This is a genomic window from Streptomyces sp. NPDC002386 (assembly GCF_053593175.1).
Genome location: NZ_JBSFBX010000002.1, coordinates 213205 through 232507, shown reverse-complemented (window position 1 = coordinate 232507; position 19303 = coordinate 213205). Strand labels below are relative to the sequence as shown.

Sequence of the window (19303 nt, the reverse complement as noted above, 5' to 3'; positions counted from 1 at the left end):
TTGATGAGCCATCGTCTTGATGGCGGGGGAGAGACACAGGGGAAGTGAGGACGAAGCCCATCATGTGCAAGAGAATGCTTCGCTCAGTACTTGCCGTGGCCTTCTCCACAGGACTGGTCTTCGGCACGGTGAGCACGCTGGACCTCGGCTGGGACATCGTACGGCCGGCCGGTCACGCGGTCTCCGCGCTGGATCTCGGCTGGGACATCACGCCCCGCACGAGCCAGACCGCGTCCGGGCAGGACCTCGGCTGGGACGTCGTGAGGGCGGGTGCGAGGGCATGACCACCCCGCCCGACGACCGGTCCTTCCGGCGAGAGATGGCCACCGCCTACCGCTCCGGCTGGCACTTCATCGACCTGGTCACCGCCATCCCCCACAGTGGTGACTCGCTGATGGTGACCGTGTTCGGAGAGCCGGTCGTCGTCACCCGGGACGAGGACGAGGACGTACGGGCCTACCGGTGCCTGCGCAAGCCGCGCGGGGCGCCGCAGCCGGTGCGGTGCGCCGTCCGCTACGGAATGATCTTTGTGAACCTGGACCAGAGGGACCACCGCCTCGCGGAGCCGGAGGACCCGGAACTCACGACCATCTCAGCCACCCCCCGCAGTGCCTGACGCGATTCCCCCGTCGTAACAGATCGCTCAGGTGCTTCCCCCCGCAGCGGCGTCACCGTGACCTGAACACGGTGACGCCGCTGCAGTTTCCGGGGATATTTCCGGGTATGGACGCGTTCTCACACTGGCCGAAACCCGATGGCGGGCGCGGGTGGGGCGGCCGGCGTCAGCCGTGTCCGAGCGCCCGCTCGATCTCGATCTCGATCACGACCCGCCGGGGGTTCTCCGCCGGCACCCGGTGGTAGCGCTCGGCGTACCGCCGCTCCGCCTCCGCGACCCGCTCCCGGTCCTCGCGCACCCGCGCCCGGCCCTCCAGCGTCGCCCAGCGCCGGCCGTCCACCTGGCACACCGCGACCCGCGCGCCGTCGGCGCCGGCCGCGCGGACGTGGGCCGCCTTCGCGCTGCCTCCGTTCGTGATCACCCGGGCCAGCCGCGCCTCGGGGTCGTACGTCACCCCGACCGGGACCACGTGCGGGCTGCCGTCCGGGCGCAGCGTCGTCAGGGTGCACAGATGCCGTTCCCGCCAGAAGGCGAGATAGGGCTCGTCCGGGGCAGCAGGGTCTACGAAGTGCTTGGCCATGGCCGAAACCTAGCCGCAAATTCCCCCCGTCCCCCCGCATGCCGTGCCTTGAGTGGAATAGACTCAACTTTGTGTACGCTGGTCAAGTCAGCACTGGGAAGGACCTGGCCGCCGAGCCGACGCCGAGGAGGAGAACGGACACGTGGACGCCGAGCTGACCAACAGGAGCCGGGACGCGATCAACGCGGCCGGCAACCGCGCAGTCACCGGGGGGCACCCGGACCTCACCCCCGCTCACCTGCTGCTGGCTCTGCTCGAGGGCCAGGACAACGAGAACATCACCGACCTGCTCGCCGCCGTCGAGGCCGACCAGGCCGCCGTACGCTCGGGTGCCGAACGCGTGCTGGCCGGGCTGCCCAGCGTGACCGGCTCCACCGTCGCGCCGCCGCAGCCCGACCGGGAGCTGCTCGCGGTCATCGCCGACGCCACCGAGCGGGCGAAGTCGCTCGGCGACGAGTACCTGTCCACCGAGCACCTGCTCCTCGGCATCGCCGCGAAGGGCGGCGCGGCCGGCGAGGTGCTCCGGAAGCAGGGTGCCGACGCCAGGAAGCTCGAAGAGGCCTTCACCAAGGCCAGGGGAGGACGCCGCGTGACCACCGCCGATCCCGAGGGTCAGTACAAGGCCCTGGAGAAGTTCGGCACCGACTTCACCGCCGCCGCCCGCGAGGGCCGGCTCGACCCGGTCATCGGGCGGGACCAGGAGATCCGGCGGGTCGTGCAGGTGCTGAGCCGCCGTACCAAGAACAACCCCGTCCTCATCGGTGAGCCCGGCGTCGGCAAGACGGCCGTCGTGGAGGGGCTCGCCCAGCGGATCGTGAAGGGCGACGTGCCCGAGTCGCTGAAGGACAAGCGGCTGGTGGCGCTCGACCTGGGCGCGATGGTGGCCGGCGCCAAGTACCGCGGCGAGTTCGAGGAGCGGCTGAAGTCCGTGCTCGCGGAGATCAGGGACTCCGACGGGCAGATCATCACCTTCATCGACGAGCTGCACACCGTCGTCGGCGCCGGTGCCGGCGGCGACTCCGCCATGGACGCGGGCAACATGCTCAAGCCGATGCTGGCCCGCGGCGAGCTGCGCATGGTCGGCGCCACGACCCTGGACGAGTACCGGGAGCGGATCGAGAAGGACCCCGCCCTGGAGCGCCGCTTCCAGCAGGTGCTGGTCGCCGAGCCGACCGTCGAGGACACCATCGCCATCCTGCGCGGGCTCAAGGGCCGCTACGAGGCCCACCACAAGGTGCAGATCGCGGACAGCGCGCTGGTGGCCGCCGCCACCCTGTCCGACCGGTACATCACCTCCCGCTTCCTGCCCGACAAGGCCATCGACCTGGTCGACGAGGCGGCCTCCCGGCTGCGCATGGAGATCGACTCCTCCCCGGTGGAGATCGACGAGCTCCAGCGCTCCGTGGACCGGCTGAAGATGGAGGAGCTGGCGATCGCCAAGGAGACCGACCCGGCCTCCCGGGAGCGCCTGGAGAAGCTCCGCCGCGACCTCGCCGACAAGGAGGAGGAGCTGCGCGGCCTCACCGCCCGCTGGGAGAAGGAGAAGCAGTCCCTCAACCGGGTCGGTGAGCTGAAGGAGGGCCTGGACGACCTGCGCGGCCAGGCCGAACGTGCCCAGCGGGACGGCGACTTCGACACCGCGGCCAAGCTGCTCTACGGCCGGATCCCGGAGCTGGAGAAGGAGCTGGAGGCCGCCTCCGAGGCCGAGGAGGAGGTCGCCAGGGACACCATGGTCAAGGAGGAGGTCGGCTCCGACGACATCGCCGACGTCGTCGCCGCCTGGACCGGTATCCCCGCCGGACGCCTCCTGGAGGGCGAGACGCAGAAGCTGCTGCGCATGGAGGACGAGCTGGGCCGGCGCCTCATCGGCCAGGCCGAGGCCGTGCGCGCGGTGAGCGACGCCGTACGGCGCTCCCGGGCCGGGATCGCCGACCCCGACCGCCCCACCGGCTCCTTCCTCTTCCTGGGCCCGACCGGCGTCGGCAAGACCGAACTGGCGAAGGCGCTCGCCGACTTCCTCTTCGACGACGAGCGGGCCATGGTCCGCATCGACATGTCGGAGTACGGCGAGAAGCACAGCGTGGCCCGGCTGGTCGGCGCGCCTCCCGGCTACATCGGCTACGAGGAGGGCGGCCAGCTCACCGAGGCGGTGCGGCGGCGGCCGTACAGCGTGGTGCTGCTGGACGAGGTGGAGAAGGCCCACCCCGAGGTCTTCGACATCCTGCTGCAGGTGCTGGACGACGGCCGCCTGACCGACGGTCAGGGCCGGACCGTCGACTTCCGCAACACCATCCTGGTGCTCACCTCCAACCTGGGCAGCCAGTTCCTGGTCGACCCGGTGAGCAGCGAGGCGGAGAAGCGGGAGCAGGTGCTGGAGGTCGTACGGGCCTCCTTCAAGCCCGAGTTCCTCAACCGGCTCGACGACCTGGTGGTCTTCACCGCGCTGACCAAGTCCGAGCTGGAGCTGATCGCGGGGCTCCAGATCGACCGGCTGGCCAGGCGGCTGGCCGAGCGCCGGCTGACGCTGGACGTCACGCCCGGGGCACTGGCCTGGCTCGCCGAGGAGGGCCTGGACCCGGCCTACGGTGCCCGTCCGCTGCGCCGGCTCGTGCAGACCACGATCGGCGACCGCCTCGCCAGGGAGATCCTCTCCGGCGAGGTCAAGGACGGCGACACGGTCCGCGTGGACCGCTTCGAGGAGGGCCTGATCGTGGGGCCGGTGACGGGCAAGACGCTCTGACGCGAGCGGCGGTGCGACCTGGGCGGCGGGGCCGCCGCCGCCCAGGTCGCACCGCCCCCGCCGGGCCGGCCCGCCCGGTTCGGCGGATCATGTCAGCCCTGGGCTGACAGGCCGCGTCGGGGCTTGCCACCCCCCTCCCCGCATGGGGGAGGATGGCGGGATCCAATGAAGGGAAATTCACGGTGAGCATCGACCCGTCCTCGATTCCGAACTTCGGGGGCCAGCCCGAACCGCAGCCCCAGGGACCGGTGGGCCCCGTCGTCCCGGATCAGGATCTCGTGAAGCAGCTCCTGGACCAGATGGAGCTGAAGTACGTCGTCGACGAGGAGGGAGACCTCGCGGCGCCGTGGGAGCAGTTCCGCACGTACTTCATGTTCCGCGGGGAGGATGAGCAGGCGGTCTTCTCGGTGCGGACCTTCTACGACCGCCCCCACCACATCGACGAGAAGCCCCAGCTGCTGGAGTCCGTCGACGACTGGAACCGCCGCACGCTGTGGCCCAAGGTGTACACCCACACCCACGACGACGGCACCGTCCGCCTCATCGGCGAGGCGCAGATGCTGGTCGGCACCGGCGTGGACCTCAACCACTTCGTCTCCTCCACGGTCAGCTGGGTGCGGGCCGCGATCGAGTTCGACAAGTGGCTGGTGGAGCAGCTGGGCCTGGAAGAGGAAGTGAACGAAGCGGAGAAGCCCGAGGAAGACGGGGAGTAGCCCCGCCCCGGCCGGTCCGGGGGCCCCGGCCCCCGGACCCCGCCCTCACATGCGCCGCAACCGCTCCGCCGCCTCCCGCAGCACCTCCGCGCGCTTGCAGAAGGCGAACCGCACGAACGGCGCCCCCGCCTCGCGGTCGTCGTAGAACACCGCGTTGGGAATGGCCACCACCCCCGCCCGCTCCGGCAGCGCACGGCAGAAGGCGAAGCCGTCCTTCTCGCCGAGGGGCCGGATGTCGGTGGTGATGAAGTAGGTGCCGGCGGGCCTGAAGACCTCGAAACCGGCCTGCGCGAGCCCCTCCGCGAGGATGTCCCGGCGGACGCGCATGTCCGCGCGGAAGTCCGCGTAGTAGGAGTCCGGCAGGGCCAGGGCCTCGGCCACCGCGTACTGGAACGGGCCGGCGGAGACGTAGGTCAGGAACTGCTTGGCCGAGCGGACGGCGGTCACCAGGGCCGGGGCGGCCGTCACCCAGCCGACCTTCCAGCCGGTGAACGAGTACGTCTTGCCGGCCGAGCCGATCGTCACCGTGCGCTCGCGCATTCCGGGGAACGCGGCCAGCGGCGTGTGCTCGGCGCCGTCGAAGACCAGGTGCTCGTAGACCTCGTCGGTCACCACCAGCAGGTCCCGTTCCACCGCCAGTGCGGCGACCGCCGCCAGTTCCGCGCGGGTGAGGACCGTGCCGGTCGGGTTGTGCGGGGTGTTGATCAGCAGCAGACGGGTGCGGTCCGTGACGGCCGCGCGCAGCTCGTCCAGGTCCAGGCGGAAGGCGCCGTCGTGCGGGCGGAGCGTCACCGGCACCCGGCGGCCGCCCGCCATGGCGATGCTCGCCGCGTAGGAGTCGTAGTACGGCTCCAGGGCCACCACCTCGTCGCCGGGCTCCAGCAGCGCCAGCAGGGAGGCCGCGATGGCCTCCGTGGCGCCGGCCGTCACCAGCACCTCGGTGTCGGGGTCGTACGACAGCCCGTAGTGCCGGAGCTGGTGCGCGGCGATCGCGGTGCGCAGTTCGGGGACGCCCGGGCCCGGCGGGTACTGGTTGCCGCGCCCGTCGCGCAGGGCGCGTACGGCGGCCTCCCGGATCTCCTCGGGGCCGTCGGTGTCGGGGAAGCCCTGTCCCAGGTTGATCGCCCCGGTCGACACGGCGAGGGCGGACATCTCGGCGAAGATCGTCGTACCGAACTCCGCCAGGCGGCGGTTGAGGTGCGGGCGCGCGCTGGAGGTCATGCCGGTCATCCTGCGCCCAAGCTCTGGACTTCCTCAACTCTGCTTTCGCGCGCCCGGCGACCGGGCATCCCCCGGTCACCGCACGAGAGGCGGTGACGGCGAGGCGCCCACGGGGGGCCGCTTCGGGGGAAAGGAAGGAGGGCGGCGCCATGGAGATCGGATTCGCTCTGGCTCTGCTCGCGCTGCTGATCATCGCGGGGGCGGCGGGACGGGCGCGCAGGAGGCGGGCCAGGAACAGGGGCCTGAACCCGAACGGGGGCAGGACCCGGCCGGCCGGCCGGACCCGCTCGTTCCGCACGAGGTCCTCGTCGTCCTCGTCGTCGTACGACGGCGGCGCCAGTTGGTGGGCCGCGGGCGCGGCGGACACCGGATCGTCCTCGGGCGGCCATCACGGCGGCCACCACTCGGGCGGCCACCACTCCTGCGGCGGAGGGCACTCGTCGTGCGGCGGCTCCTCCTCCTCGTGCGGCGGAGCCTCGTCCTGCGGCGGGGGCTCCTCGTGCGGCGGTGGCGGCGGCTGCGGGGGCGGCAGCTGACGAAACGCGAGCGGGGGAGGCGGCTGACACGGGGCAGCCGGCTTCCCGGGGCCCGGGCGCCCGCCGGAGGAACGGATCCGGCGGGCGCCCGGGTGTTTCCGGGCCGCGCCCCCGGCGCACGCCGTGGTTGAACAGTTGAGCTGTGGAGCCCTCTGAGGGATGGAAACCCCACGAACTTGGGTAAAAACGCTGTGGTGGCGCCACTGTTCATGATTCCCTCTAATTCACCAACGCGGCCGTCCTACTCACCGACACAGCCCTCGGACTCCCGCAGTCGCCCCCACCGGCCGGGCTGACTGGGCTGACAAGGCCGAACTCCCCCCTCCTTGTTCGTTAGCGGAGCCGACCCATGCTCACGACCCTGAACACCTCCTACACCGATACCCGTGCCGCCGACCTCGCCTGGGCCCTCGGCCGCGAACCGCTGCCCGCTCTGGCCACGCTCGATCTCGAACTGGGTGGGTCGAGGCTGCAGTTGCGGCTCCTCGGCGCGTCCCACCAGGTGCTGCTCGAGGAGGAGCGGGGGCGATGTTCGGAGACGGTCGCGTGCATCCCCGGTTCCAGCACCCCGCTCCCGCTGGGCGTGGCCAAGCGGGTCGACGACTGGGAGTACGAGTTCGCGGCGCGCGTCGAGATGCTCACGCCGGGCTCGTTCGAGGGCCGCGCCCAGGAGCTGCTGGCCCTCGTCTCCGACCATCCGCACGGCCTCGCCGGTGTCTTCCCCGGCAGTCCGCACGCCTTCACCGCGCTGCTGGCCCGGTGGCACGAGGGCCAGGTCCACTGGCGCACCTGGCACGCCTACCCGCAGGACGGGCAGCTGGTGGCGACCCGGACCCGGGTCGGGGCGCGCGTCCCGGCCGGCCGGACGGGGCCGCACGCGTTCCGCGCGGCATAAACCAGTAATGCGTCAACTGCCCGGAGTTCCACACGTGTGGGTGACGAAGCGTACCCAGTACGTGACGTAACGTCGCAGCGTGATCGATCCGCACGCGCCCGCTCCGCCGAGTGCCCCGCCCTGGACGGCTCCCGCACGGCTGCCCGTCCGGCCCGGCACCGGGCGGTTCCTGGTCCTCGTGTGCGTCTTCGTCTGCGCGGCCTGCGGGCTCGTGTACGAGCTCGAACTCGTCGCCTTCGCCTCGTACCTGATCGGCGACTCGGTCACCCAGGCCTCCGTCGTGCTGTCCGTGATGGTGTTCGCGATGGGCATCGGCTCCCTCGCGGCCAAGCGGCTGCGCTGGCACGCGGCCGCCGGGTTCGGCGCGATCGAGATCGCACTCGCCCTCGTCGGCGGCTGCAGCGCGATGGCGCTGTACGCGGTCTTCGCCTGGACCGGCGGCTGGGGCGGGATCTGGGCCGACGGCCCGCGCTGTCTGCTGGTCGCCTTCTCGCTCGCCATCGGGCTGCTCGTGGGCGCCGAGGTGCCGCTGCTGATGGAGCTGATCCAGCGCATCCGCCGCCAGGACGCGGGGGGCGCGGTCGCCGACCTGTTCGCCGCCGACTACGTGGGCGCGCTGGTCGGCGGCCTCGCCTTCCCGTTCCTGCTGCTGCCGTTCCTCGGCCAGTTGACGGGAGCGCTGCTCACCGGCGCGGTCAACGTGATCGCCGGGGTCGCCCTGGTGCTCGGCCTGTTCCGCCGCGACCTGAGCCGCCGGGCGCGCTGGACCCTGCTGCTGGCCGGCCTCACCGTGCTCGGCGTCCTCGCCGCCGCGGCCGCCCTCGCCGGCGACTTCGAACGCGCCGCCCGGCACGCGGTGTACGGCGACGACGTACGGGTCGCCGTGCGGACCGGCGTGCAGGAGGTCGTCCTCGCCGGCGGCACCGGGGGCCGCCCCCTCGACCTCTTCCTGGACGGCCGGCTCAGGGTCGGCGGCCGCGACCAGCACCGCTACCACGAGGCCCTCGTCCAGCCCGCGCTGAGCGGCCCGCACACGCGCGTGCTGATCCTCGGCGGCGGCGACGGCCTGGCCGCCCGCGAGGTCCTGCGCCACCGCGACGTGCGCCGCGTCGACCTGGTCGAACTCGACGCCGGCCTCATCCGTCTGGCCCGCCGCGACCCCGGCCTGTCCGCCCTCAACGGCCACGCCTACGACGACCCCCGCCTGCGCGTGACGACGGCGGACGCGCTCACCTGGCTGCGCGGCGCGCCGGCCGGGACGTACGACGTCGTCATCGCGGACCTCCCCGACCCCGGCATCACCGCCAGCACCAAGCTGTACTCCCAGGAGTTCTACGGCCTGGCCCGCCGCGCCCTCGCCGCCGACGGGCGGCTCGTGGTGCACGCCGGCCCGGTCACCGCCCGTCCCCGGGCCTTCTGGACGGTGGCGTCGACCCTCCGGGCGGCCGGCTTCGCCACCGCCGCCTACCGGGTCCCCGGCCAGGACGCCGGCTTCCCGGCCGGCCCCGACCGCTCGGCCGACGCCTCCCGGGCCCCGCAGGACTGGGGGTTCCTGCTGGCGGCCCCGGGCCGTACGGCACCGCGGCTGCGCCTGGACCGCGAGGCACCCGCGCCCCGCACCCTGACCGGGGACGACCTGGCGGCCGACGCGCGCGCGGCGGCCGCCACCCGGGTGGGGCGGCTGCCGGCGTCCACGCTGGCGCACCCGAGGTACTGACCGGTGCGGCCCCGTCTCACGGGCAGCCGTCGAGGGTCTGCTGGGCCCACACGGTCTTGCCCTCCGCCTGGTACCGGGTGCCCCAGTTGTCGGCCAGGGTGGCGACGATGAACAGCCCGCGCCCGGTCTCGTCACTGGTGCGGGCGTGCTTGAGGTGCGGAGCGGACATCGCGCTGTCGCTGACCTCGCACGTCAGCGTGCCGTTGCAGATCAGGCGCAGCCGCATCGGCGGGGAGCCGTAGCGGACCGCGTTGCCCACGAGTTCGCTGACGACCAGCTCGGTGGTGAACGCGGCCTCCCGGTCGACGCCCCAGGCCCGCAGCCGGCGCCGGGCCTCCGCACGCGCGAACGGCGCGGCCTCGGGCCCCGGCGGCAGGTCACAGCCGAAGACCCGCTCGGCGGGCAGCGCCGCGGTGCGCGCGAACAGCAGCAGCGCGTCCTCCGACAGCCGGCCGTCCCTGACGGCGTAGGCGATGGTGTCGCACAGCTCGGGCAGCGGTCCGTGGGCGTGCTCGTCGAACAGGGCGCGCAGCGTCCCGGACGGGGCGAGGACGTCCCGCGCCAGGGTGCGGGTGCCGATCGCGAGCGTGCTCCCGGCCGGCAGGTCGACGGTGACGGCCGGGAACGGGGCGTTGCCGGGGCCGGCGAGGAGCGGTCCCGCGGGCACCGGGACGACGGCCGGAACGCCGTCGGGCGGGACCACGACGGGTTCCGAGAGGCCCGCCCGCACGAAGGTGCAGGTGAGGTCGATCGGGTCGTAGACGGCGATCAGACAGCTCGCGGTCAGCGGCTCGCGGTGCAGCGGATCCCCCGCCGGCAGCGCGGCGCGTTCCGTGGCGAGGCGGGCCGCCGTGTCGCTCAGCCGGGCCATCAGCTCGTCCGGGGCCAGGTCCAGGGAGGCCAGCGAGTGGATGACCGTGCGGAGCTGCCCCATCGTGGTCGCGGCGGCCATGCCGTGGCCGGCCACCTCGCCGACGATCAGCGCGGTGCGCGAGCCGGCCATGCCGATCACGTCGAACCAGGCGCCGCCTCCTTCGGGGGCGGACAGATGCAGATGGGACAGGTCCACCGTGTCCGGCACGGTCGGCCGCTGAGGGAGCAGCCTGCGCTGCACGGTCGCGGCGATGGTCCGTTCCCGGGCGTAGCGGCGGGCGTTGTCGATGCAGAGCGCGGCGTGCGCGCACACGTCGGCGGCGAGGGCGACGTCCGCCTCCTCGAAGGGGTCCTCCTCCCGGTGCCGGTAGAAACTGACCACGCCGAGCGCCTCGCCGCGCAGCGCCAGCGGGGCGACGATCAGGGAGTGGGCGCCGGAGGCCCTGATGGCGTCCGCCCGCGGCGGATCGGCCCCCAGCCACAGGCTGTCCTCCTCGACCGCGACGAGCCGCGGCCGAAGATCGGTGAGCACCCGGGAGAACGGCGTGCCGTAGGGCAGCCGCCGCACCTCGCCCACCGGATACGCCGACACCACGCCCCGGAACGCGGCCCGGCGCAGCGGCACCTCGCGGCCGACCGGGACCAGCGGCGGCGCCTCGCCCCGCACCACCTCCTCGACCACCTCGACCACGGCGATGCCCGAGAACCGCGGCACGACCGCGTCCACGAACTCCTGGCAGACGGAGATCACGTCCAGCCGCTCACCCACCCGGCGGCGCACCTCGTCCACCACGGAGAGCCGCCACAGGGCGTGTTCGCGTTCGGTCACGTCGATCGCCGAGGCGACCAGGCCGAGGATGTCGCCGCGCACGTTCTCCAGGCGCACGTAGGAGACGGAGTAGACGCCGTGCTCCTGGCCGGGCGTGCCCGGCACCACCCGCACGATCCGGTTCAGCTCCGCCCGGCCGGTCTCCAGCACCCGGCGCGCCGCCGCCTCCTCCTGTCCGGGGTCGGCCAGGCCGTACGCCCGGGAGAAGGCCCGGCCCAGCAGCCGGTCCTCCGCCACGCCGCGCAGCGCGCGGGTCGCGGTGTTGACACGGACGATCCGCAGCTGGTCGTCCAGTACGTGCAGGCCCACCGGTGACTGGGTGAACATCGCCCGCAGGATGGCCAGGTCCTCGCCGGAGGCGGCCTCCACCGCCGCGCACACCTCCCACACCAGCGTGCCGTCCGCCAGCACGGGTCGGACCAGCACGGGCCGCATCACGTCCGGGTGGGCGACGCCGGCTGGGCCGCCCTCCGCGCCTCCGCGCAGCAGCGATGCCACGGTCCGCCCGACGGCCTCCTCGGCGGACCAGCCGAACGTCTCCTGGGCCGCACGGTGCCATTCGAGCACCCGTCCGGCCTGGTCAAGACGCATGAGCCGGTCATCGCTGGGCATCGCGGCAACACCTCCGCCCCCATCCATGCCCACGCCGCCCACCGGCCCGACCCGATCCCGGCAAGCTGCCGCCGTTCGGGGCATTCCCAGGGGGCGCGGGCGGCCGCGGCGGCGGGTGTCACGGGGTCGGCGCGCGGGAGGGTGCGTTCCGGCCGGGACTGGGTAGGCTCAGCCGACATGGAGCACCAGGTCTTCGTTCCGGTTCCGGTCGACCGGCTCAGGGAGGCGCTCGCCGAGCCCGCCCGGGTCGCCCGGGCGGTCCCCGGGCTCCAGCAGGACGCCGGTGCCGAACCCGTCTCGGGCCGGCTGAAGCTGCGCGTCGGCGGACACTCCGTCACCTACCGCGGGGCGCTGCGCGTCACACCGCGGGAGGACGGCGGCTTCGCCGTCGACGGCGAAGCCGGTGAGGCCCGCGGCAGCGGCACGGCCAAGGTCGCGCTCACCCTGCGCCTCGACGGCACCGCCGACGGCACCACCGTCACGGTCGAGGGCACCGCGGAGGCGGACGGACGCATCGCCGAACTGCCGGCGGACGCGGTGAACTCGGCGGTGACCCGGCTGCTGACCCGCTTCGTGGAGAGCCTGGCGGCCGGCCCCGACAGCTCGGACCGGGCGCCCGGTCCCGAGTCCGCCTCGGTCTTCGACACCGAGGTCCCGCCGCCCTCCCTCGGCCCCGCCGCGGACGACGGCACCCCCGCAGGCCTGTCGGAGGACTTCGCCGAGACGGGCGCGCCGCCCGCCGAGGCCGCGCACGCGCGCCGGACGATGATCGGCCGCAGCGCGGAGGAGGTCGACCACGCGCCCCCGCGCGGCCGTTACGCCCCCGTGCCGGCCCCCCAGAACGGCGCCGGCAACCAGATCCTGCGCTGGGCGGCCCCCGCGGCGGCCCTGGCCGTGGCCTCCGCGATCGTGGTGGGCCGCGCCCTGCGCCGCCGGCGCTAGCGGGTCCCGGGGGCGGCCGGGCCCGGGCCCGGCCGCCCGCGCCGCCGCCCCCTCATCCGCGCGCGGCGGAGGCCCTCTTGATCGTCCGAGTAGGGTCGTCACGTGAGTAACGAAGACATCACGCTGACCGCGGGCGACGCGGAAGTGAGCGTGCGGCCCGGCAACGGTGGCCGTATCGGTGGGCTCCGGATCGGCGGCGTGGAGCTGCTGCGCCAGGGCGAGCGCTACGGCTGCTTCCCGATGGTGCCCTGGTGCGGGCGGGTCCGTGAGGGCCGCTTCCTGGACGGCGCCACCGTCCGCCGGATGCCCCTCAACTCCCCGCCGCACGCCATCCACGGCACCGCGCGCGACGGCGCCTGGCGCACCGCCCGGGTGTCCGCGGACGAGGCCGTCATCACCCACGACCTGACCGACCCGTGGCCGCACCGCGGCCGGGTCACCCAGGTGGTCAGGCTGACCGGGGACAGCCTGACCCTGACCATGTCCGTGGAGGCGTACGACGACTCCTTCCCGGCGCAGATCGGCTGGCACCCCTGGTTCCACCGCAGCCTCGGCGGACCGGACGTGCGGCTCGACTTCAAGCCCGCCTGGCAGGAGGAGCGCGGCGCCGACCACCTGCCCACCGGCAACCGCGTCGACCCCGGGCCCGGTCCCTGGGACGACTGCTTCGGCATGCCCGGCGGCGTCGACGTCACCCTCACCTGGCCCGGGCAGCTCGAGCTGAAGGTCGCGAGCCGCGAGGAGTGGGTGGTCGTCTACGACGAGCAGGCCGAAGCCGTGTGCGTCGAGCCGCAGACCGGTCCGCCCAACGGCCTGAACACCCTCCCGCGGCTGGTCACCCCGCTGGAACCGCTGGAGGCGACGACCACCTGGACCTGGCGGCGCCTCTAAGCTGGGCGGCATGACGGACGACGTACGCGGCGCGCTGCTGCAGCAGATCAAGGACAAGGCCGTGGTGCACGGCAAGGTGACCCTCTCCTCGGGTCTCGAGGGCGACTACTACATCGACCTGCGCCGCATCACCCTCGACGGCGAGGCCGCCCCGCTGGTCGGCCAGGTGCTCCTGGACCTGACCGCGGACCTCGAGTTCGACGCGGTGGGCGGTCTCACCATGGGCGCGGACCCCGTCGCGGCCTCCATGCTGCACGCGGCCGCCGCGCGCGGCAGGCGGGTCGACGCGTTCGTCGTCCGCAAGGCCGCCAAGGCGCACGGTCTGCAGCGGCGGGTGGAGGGGCCGGAGATCGCGGGCCGGCGGGTGCTCGTGGTGGAGGACACCTCCACCACCGGCGGTTCGCCGCTCACCGCGGTGGAGGCGGTGCGCGAGGCGGGTGCCGAGGTCGTCGGCGTCGCGACCATCGTCGACCGGGCCACCGGAGCCGCCGAGAAGATCGAGGCCGGTGCGGGCGTTCCGTACCGTTTCGCCTTCTCGAAGGATGAACTGGGTCTGGACTGACGCCCGGAATTGACCTGGACTTGCCCGTGGCTTGACCGGAGCGCCTGGCACCGGGTCATGTCTGGAAAGATGGGGACGACGATGACGTCACACCCCAGGTCTAGGTCAGGGCCGTAGTACGCAGAACCCCAACCCGCACACTCCAAGGAGCGGACCATGCCCATCGCAACCCCCGAGGTCTACAACGAGATGCTCGACCGGGCGAAGGCAGGCAAGTTCGCCTACCCGGCCATCAACGTCACCTCGAGCCAGACCCTGAACGCCGCGCTGCGCGGCTTCGCGGAGGCGGAGAGCGACGGCATCGTCCAGATCTCCACGGGTGGCGCCGAGTTCCTGGGCGGCCAGTACAGCAAGGACATGGTGACCGGCGCCGTCGCGCTCGCCGAGTACGCGCACATCCTCGCCGAGAAGTACCCGGTCAACATCGCGCTGCACACCGACCACTGCCCGAAGGACAAGCTCGACGGGTACGTGCGTCCGCTGCTGGCGCTCTCCCGCAAGCGTGTCGAGGCCGGTCTCAGCCCGCTGTTCCAGTCGCACATGTGGGACGGCTCCGCCGAGACCCTCTCCGACAACCTGGAGATCGCGCAGGAGCTGCTGGAGCAGGCCCGCGCCGCGAAGATCATCCTCGAGGTCGAGATCACCCCGACCGGCGGCGAGGAGGACGGCGTCTCCCACGAGATCAACGACTCCCTCTACACCACCGTCGAGGACGCGATCCGCACCGCCGAGGCACTGGGCCTGGGCGAGAAGGGCCGCTACCTGCTGGCCGCCTCCTTCGGCAACGTGCACGGCGTCTACAAGCCGGGCAACGTCGTGCTCCGCCCCGAGCTGCTGAAGGAACTGGCCGACGGCGTGTCCGCCAAGTTCGGCAAGGCCGCCCCGTTCGACTTCGTCTTCCACGGCGGCTCCGGCTCCACCGAGCAGGAGATCCTCACCGCGCTGGAGAACGGCGTCGTGAAGATGAACATCGACACGGACACCCAGTACGCCTTCACCAGGCCGGTCGCCGACCACATGTTCAAGAACTACGACGGCGTCCTGAAGGTCGACGGCGAGGTCGGCGACAAGAAGACCTACGACCCGCGCACCTGGGGCAAGCTGGCCGAGGCCAGCATGGCCGCGCGCGTCGTCGAGGCCACGCGGAACCTGCGTTCGGCGGGCAACAAGATCAAGTAAGTCGCGTACGGCTGCTTCGGCGGGCCCGGTGCTTCGGCACCGGGCCCGCTGTATATCTGGTACATGCCCGATGTCCGGCTGGGCTCGTCCCAGGGCAAGTGGATCCTGCTCACCACGGTGCTCGGTTCCAGCATGGCCATGCTGGACTCCACCGTGGTCAACGTGGCGCTGCCGACCATCGGCCGCGACCTCGACGCCAGCCTCGCCGCCCTGCAGTGGACGGTCAACGCGTACATGGTCACGCTGGCCGGCCTGATCCTGCTGGGCGGCTCCCTGGGGGACCGCTACGGCCGCCGGCGGATCTTCGTGCTGGGTGTCGTCTGGTTCGCGGCCGCCTCCCTGCTCTGCGGGCTCGCCCCGCATCCCGCGGTGCTGATCGCCGCCCGTGCCCTGCAGGGCGTCGGCGGCGCCCTGCTCACCCCCGGCTCCCTCGCCCTCATCCAGGCCTCCTTCCACCCGGACGACCGCAGCCGGGCGGTCGGTCTGTGGTCCGGCTTCGGCGGCGTCGGCGCGGCCGTCGGCCCGTTCTTGGGCGGCTGGCTGGTGGACGGCCCCGGCTGGCGCTGGGTGTTCCTGCTCAACGTGCCGCTCGCCCTGCTGTGCGCGCCGATCGCCGTGCGGCACGTGCCGGAGTCCGCCGCCGGCCCCGGCAAGGGCCGGTTCGACGTCCTCGGCGCGGGCCTCGGGGCGCTCGCCCTGGCCCTGCTGACGTACGCCCTGATCGAGGCGGGCGGCGACGGGCGGGGGGTGGTGGTGAGCGCGGTCCTCGGCCTGGCGGCGGCGGTGGCCTTCGTGTACGTCGAGAGGCACCGCGCGGACCCGATGCTCCCGCCCGGCATCTTCGCCTCGCGCCGGTTCACCGCGGTCAACCTGGTCACGCTGTGCGTGTACGCGGCCTTCGGCGGCTTCTTCTTCCTGACCGCGCTCCAGCTCCAGGTGGTGTCCGGCTACTCGCCCCTCCAGGCGGGCACGGCCCTGCTGCCGACGACGGTCCTGATGCTGCTGTTCTCGGCCCGCTCGGGCGCTCTGGCCGATCGCACCGGTCCACGGCTGCCGCTCACCGTGGGGCCCCTGCTGTGCGCGGCGGCGATGCTGCTGATGCTGCGGGTGGGCGTGGACGCGAACTACCTCACCGACGTCCTGCCCGCGCTGCTCGTCATGGGCGCCGGCATGGTCGCCCTGGTCGCCCCGCTGACCGCCACGGTGCTCGGCTCCGTGGACACCGCCCGGGCGGGGCTGGCCAGCGGCATCAACAACGCGGCGGCCCGGGCGGCGGGGCTGGTCGCCGTGGCCGCGCTGCCGCTGCTGACGGGGATGGGGCCGGAGGCGTACCGGTCCGCGGTGGCCTTCGACGCGGCGTTCTCCCGGGCGATGCCGATCTGCGCGGGGGTGCTCGTGCTGGGCGCGGTGCTGGCCTTCACCCTGATCCGCCGCCCGCCGGCCGGCTGCCGCCACCCTGAGTGCAGGACCTTCTGCGGCGTCGCGGCTCCTCCGCTGGAGGCCGAGCGCCGGGCGTAGCCGCGACCACGGGGACCTCCGGTCGTGCTTCGGCCGCGGGGCCGCTGTGGCCGGTCGCGCGGTTCCTCGCGCCCCTTTGCAGGCGTCCGGTGCCGCCCCCCAGCCGCGGGCAAGCGAATCGTCCTCCGGCCGGCACCGGGCACCCGGCGAGCACCGAGCACCGGTGCCGATCCGCCGGGGGAGCGTGCGTGCGACAGACTGGAGCCATGACGATTCACGAAAACCTCCTCGGCGGCCCGCCCCCCACCCATCTGCCCGACGACCCGGAGCCCCGCGAGCTGCTCGCGACCGGCACCGCCCCCGCGGACGTCGCCGCCAAGTACCCCACCTCCTCCCTCGCCTGGGCCCAGCTCGCCGACGAGGCGTTCGAGCGGGGCTCGGTCGTGGAGTCGTACGCCTACGCCCGCACCGGCTACCACCGCGGCCTGGACGCCCTGCGCCGCAACGGCTGGAAGGGCCACGGCCCGGTGCCCTGGGAGCACGAGCCCAACCGCGGCTTCCTGCGCGCCCTGCACGGCCTCGCCCGCGCCGCCCAGGCGATCGGCGAGCAGGAGGAGTACGAGCGCTGCTCCCAGTTCCTGAAGGACTCCTCGCCCGCGGCGGCCCAGACCCTCGGCTGACCGGCCCACCGGTCCCGCGGCGTCACCTGTGTGGCCCGTCTGGCAGCAGGCGGGCCTTGCCGTGACCGGAGTGATTGCGGAGGATGCGGGGTGGGGACCGGGGCCCCCGTGCCGGCATCGGCAGGGGCGGACCGCCACCCGGAGCAACAACAGGAGACAGCGATGTCGCAACAGGCTCGCCCCCCTCACGAGGCCGCTGAGCCCGAGACCCCGCATCTCGACTTCGCGGGTACGACGCCCTACGAGGACTACGTCCGGGCGGACGTGCTCACCCACCTCCAGCACACCCTCTCCGACGACCCCGGAGAGATGGTCTTCCTGGTGACGACCCAGGTCATGGAACTGTGGTTCACCGTCGTCGTGCACGAGTGGGAGACCGCCGCGAAGGCCCTCCGCCAGGACGACGTGCCGACCGCGATCGCCGCGCTGAAGCGTTCCGTACGCGAGCTGGAGGCGCTGAACGCCTCCTGGAAGCCGCTCGGCCAGCTCACCCCGGCGCAGTTCAACTCGTACCGCGCTGCCCTCGGCGAGGGCTCCGGGTTCCAGTCGGCGATGTACCGCCGGCTGGAGTTCCTGCTCGGCGAGAAGTCCGCGTCGATGCTGGTCCCGCACCGCGGCGCCCCCCGCGCGCACGCCGAGCTGGAGAAGGCCCTGCACGAGCCGAGCCTGTACGACGAGGTGCTGCGGTTCCTCGCCCGCCGCGGCCACGCGATCCCCGCCTCGGTCCTGAACCGGGACGTCACCCGGCGCTACGAGCACTCGGACGCCGTCGAGTCCGCCTGGGCCGCGGTCTACTCCGGCGACCAGGACGGCGAGCTCGTGCGTCTCGGCGAGGCCCTGTCCGACGTGGCCGAGCTGGTCTGGCGCTGGCGCAACGACCACCTGGTCGCCACCCGCCGCGCGATGGGCTCGAAGGCCGGCACGGGCGGCTCCGCGGGCGTGGCCTGGCTGGAGAAGCGCGCCCGCAAGAACGTCTTCCCCGAGCTGTGGACGGCGAGGTCCCATGTCTGAGCGTCCCGAACTCGCGCTGCGCGCCAAGGAACTGGACGCTGCGGACGAAATGGCCCCGCTGCGCGAGCGCTTCGTCCTCGACGACGTGGTCTACCTGGACGGCAACTCCCTCGGCGCCCTGCCCGTGAACGTCCCGGACCGGGTGGCCGACGTGGTCCGCAGGCAGTGGGGCGAACGGCGCATCCGCTCCTGGGAGGACGGCGGCTGGTGGACGGCGCCGGAGCGGATCGGCGACCGGATCGCCCCGCTCGTCGGCGCGGCACCGGGACAGATCGTGGTGGGCGACTCCACGAGCGTCAACGTCTTCAAGGCGGTCGTGGCGGCGGTCCGGATGGCGGACGCCGGCCGCGACGAGATCCTCGTCGACGCGACGACGTTCCCCACGGACGGCTACATCGCCGGGTCGGCGGCCCGGATGACCGGCCGCACCCTGCGCCCGGTGACCCCGGCCGAGCTGCCCGCGGCGCTGAGCGACCGCACGGCCGCGGTCCTGCTCAACCACGTCGACTACCGCTCCGGCCGGCTGCACGACCTGCCGGGCCTCACCGCCGCGATCCACGCCTCGGGCGCCCTCGCGGTCTGGGACCTGTGCCACAGCGCGGGCGCGCTGCCGGTGGGCCTGGACGAGCACGGGGTCGACCTGGCGGTCGGCTGCACCTACAAGTACCTGAACGGCGGGCCCGGTTCGCCCGCGTACCTGTACGTGCGCCGGGAGCTGCAGGACCGTTTCGACTCGCCCCTGCCCGGCTGGACCTCCCATGCCGAGCCGTTCGCGATGAGCGCGTCCTTCGCACCGGCGCCGGGCGCGGTGCGCGGCCGGGTCGGCACCCCGGACATCCTCTCCATGCTGGCCCTGGAGGCCGCCCTGGAGGTGTGGGACGGGGTCCGTGTCGACGCGGTCCGCGCCAAGTCCCTGGCGCTGACGGACTTCTTCCTGGAGTGCGTCGACGCGTACACCGAGCCCGGCCGGGTCGAGTGCGTGACCCCCGGGCCGCACGCGGAGCGGGGCAGCCAGATCGCCCTGCGCTGCCCCGACGCGGGAGAGGTCATGAAGCGGCTGATCGAGCGGGGCGTGGTGGGCGACTTCCGCCACCCGGACGTCCTCCGCTTCGGCTTCACCCCGCTGTACGTCGGCTTCGCGGACACGGAGCGCGCGGCCCGGGTGCTGGGGGAGCTGCTGGCCCGGTGACGTGAGCGGTGGCGGGGGGTGCCGAGCGCCCCCCGCCGCCGCCCGGCGACCCCGTGTCC

At 73.3% G+C, this 19303-nt stretch carries 18 protein-coding genes; 15 read left to right on the top strand and 3 right to left on the bottom strand.

Going from position 1 to position 19303, the window contains the following annotated elements; all coding sequences use genetic code 11:
- Positions 1-74 precede the first annotated feature (74 nt).
- Positions 75-284 carry a hypothetical protein gene (locus tag ACWCPN_RS05175; RefSeq protein ID WP_451202506.1) on the top strand — a complete coding sequence of 70 codons (210 nt, stop codon included), beginning with the start codon at positions 75-77 and terminating at the stop codon, positions 282-284.
- On the top strand, positions 281-616 hold the full coding sequence (locus ACWCPN_RS05170; RefSeq protein ID WP_199211337.1) for a hypothetical protein: 336 nt from the start codon (positions 281-283) through the stop codon (positions 614-616). The genes ACWCPN_RS05175 and ACWCPN_RS05170 overlap by 4 nt, the downstream gene beginning before the upstream one ends.
- Positions 617-782: 166 nt before the next feature.
- Here the strand turns inward: ACWCPN_RS05170 and ACWCPN_RS05165 are convergent, their stop codons facing one another.
- A complete protein-coding gene (locus ACWCPN_RS05165) occupies positions 783-1196 on the bottom strand; it encodes a pyridoxamine 5'-phosphate oxidase family protein (protein WP_365121529.1) in 414 nt (137 codons plus the stop codon).
- A 142-nt stretch (positions 1197-1338) separates the two neighbouring features.
- Between ACWCPN_RS05165 and clpB the strand changes: the two genes are divergently transcribed.
- Together clpB and ACWCPN_RS05155 are read left to right on the top strand one after the other, a co-directional pair.
- Positions 1339-3936 carry an ATP-dependent chaperone ClpB gene (gene clpB / locus ACWCPN_RS05160; protein WP_451202505.1) on the top strand — a complete coding sequence of 866 codons (2598 nt, stop codon included), beginning with the start codon at positions 1339-1341 and terminating at the stop codon, positions 3934-3936.
- 182 nt (positions 3937-4118) lie between these two features.
- Positions 4119-4649, top strand: a complete 531-nt coding sequence (locus ACWCPN_RS05155; protein ID WP_451202503.1) for a YbjN domain-containing protein — start codon at positions 4119-4121, stop codon at positions 4647-4649.
- A gap of 45 nt (positions 4650-4694) precedes the next feature.
- Here ACWCPN_RS05155 and ACWCPN_RS05150 read toward each other — a convergent pair whose 3' ends face one another.
- Positions 4695-5879 carry a pyridoxal phosphate-dependent aminotransferase gene (locus tag ACWCPN_RS05150; RefSeq protein WP_451202501.1) on the bottom strand — a complete coding sequence of 395 codons (1185 nt, stop codon included), beginning with the start codon at positions 5877-5879 and terminating at the stop codon, positions 4695-4697.
- Between the two features lie 140 nt (positions 5880-6019).
- On the opposite strand from ACWCPN_RS05150, the gene ACWCPN_RS05145 reads away from it, so the two are divergent.
- The 3 genes from ACWCPN_RS05145 (at position 6020) to ACWCPN_RS05135 (ending at position 9018) form a co-directional block, all read left to right on the top strand.
- Entirely contained in the window at positions 6020-6406 is a 387-nt protein-coding gene (locus ACWCPN_RS05145) for a hypothetical protein (protein ID WP_451202500.1), read from the top strand.
- Between the two features lie 349 nt (positions 6407-6755).
- A complete protein-coding gene (locus ACWCPN_RS05140; RefSeq protein WP_451202499.1) occupies positions 6756-7301 on the top strand; it encodes a DUF2617 family protein in 546 nt (181 codons plus the stop codon).
- A 79-nt stretch (positions 7302-7380) separates the two neighbouring features.
- On the top strand, positions 7381-9018 hold the full coding sequence (locus ACWCPN_RS05135; protein WP_451202497.1) for a polyamine aminopropyltransferase: 1638 nt from the start codon (positions 7381-7383) through the stop codon (positions 9016-9018).
- Between the two features lie 16 nt (positions 9019-9034).
- Here ACWCPN_RS05135 and ACWCPN_RS05130 read toward each other — a convergent pair whose 3' ends face one another.
- On the bottom strand, positions 9035-11332 hold the full coding sequence (locus tag ACWCPN_RS05130) for a SpoIIE family protein phosphatase (protein ID WP_451202496.1): 2298 nt from the start codon (positions 11330-11332) through the stop codon (positions 9035-9037).
- Between the two features lie 177 nt (positions 11333-11509).
- Here ACWCPN_RS05130 and ACWCPN_RS05125 point away from each other — a divergent pair, with 177 nt between their 5' ends.
- The 8 genes from ACWCPN_RS05125 (at position 11510) to kynU (ending at position 19244) form a co-directional block, all read left to right on the top strand.
- Positions 11510-12274 (top strand): SRPBCC domain-containing protein, encoded by a 765-nt coding sequence (locus ACWCPN_RS05125; protein WP_392292908.1) that lies wholly within the window; start codon positions 11510-11512, stop codon positions 12272-12274.
- 102 nt (positions 12275-12376) lie between these two features.
- Positions 12377-13165 (top strand): aldose epimerase family protein, encoded by a 789-nt coding sequence (locus ACWCPN_RS05120; protein WP_451202495.1) that lies wholly within the window; start codon positions 12377-12379, stop codon positions 13163-13165.
- Between the two features lie 10 nt (positions 13166-13175).
- Positions 13176-13727 (top strand): orotate phosphoribosyltransferase, encoded by a 552-nt coding sequence (pyrE, locus tag ACWCPN_RS05115; protein WP_451202494.1) that lies wholly within the window; start codon positions 13176-13178, stop codon positions 13725-13727.
- A 156-nt stretch (positions 13728-13883) separates the two neighbouring features.
- Positions 13884-14906, top strand: a complete 1023-nt coding sequence (gene fbaA, locus ACWCPN_RS05110; protein ID WP_365121505.1) for a class II fructose-bisphosphate aldolase — start codon at positions 13884-13886, stop codon at positions 14904-14906.
- Between the two features lie 63 nt (positions 14907-14969).
- Positions 14970-16424: an MFS transporter gene (locus ACWCPN_RS05105; RefSeq protein ID WP_451202492.1), complete on the top strand. Its 1455-nt coding sequence runs from the start codon at positions 14970-14972 to the stop codon at positions 16422-16424.
- Positions 16425-16630: 206 nt separating this feature from the next.
- The gene (locus tag ACWCPN_RS05100) at positions 16631-17044 is read left to right on the top strand and encodes a DUF3151 domain-containing protein (RefSeq protein ID WP_199211348.1); all 414 of its coding nucleotides are present in this window, start codon (positions 16631-16633) and stop codon (positions 17042-17044) included.
- A 162-nt stretch (positions 17045-17206) separates the two neighbouring features.
- Complete coding sequence (locus ACWCPN_RS05095; protein ID WP_451202491.1) at positions 17207-18055, top strand: tryptophan 2,3-dioxygenase family protein; 849 nt, start codon at positions 17207-17209, stop codon at positions 18053-18055.
- Positions 18048-19244 (top strand): kynureninase, encoded by a 1197-nt coding sequence (gene kynU / locus ACWCPN_RS05090; RefSeq protein WP_451202490.1) that lies wholly within the window; start codon positions 18048-18050, stop codon positions 19242-19244. The genes ACWCPN_RS05095 and kynU overlap by 8 nt, the downstream gene beginning before the upstream one ends.
- Positions 19245-19303 lie beyond the last annotated feature (59 nt).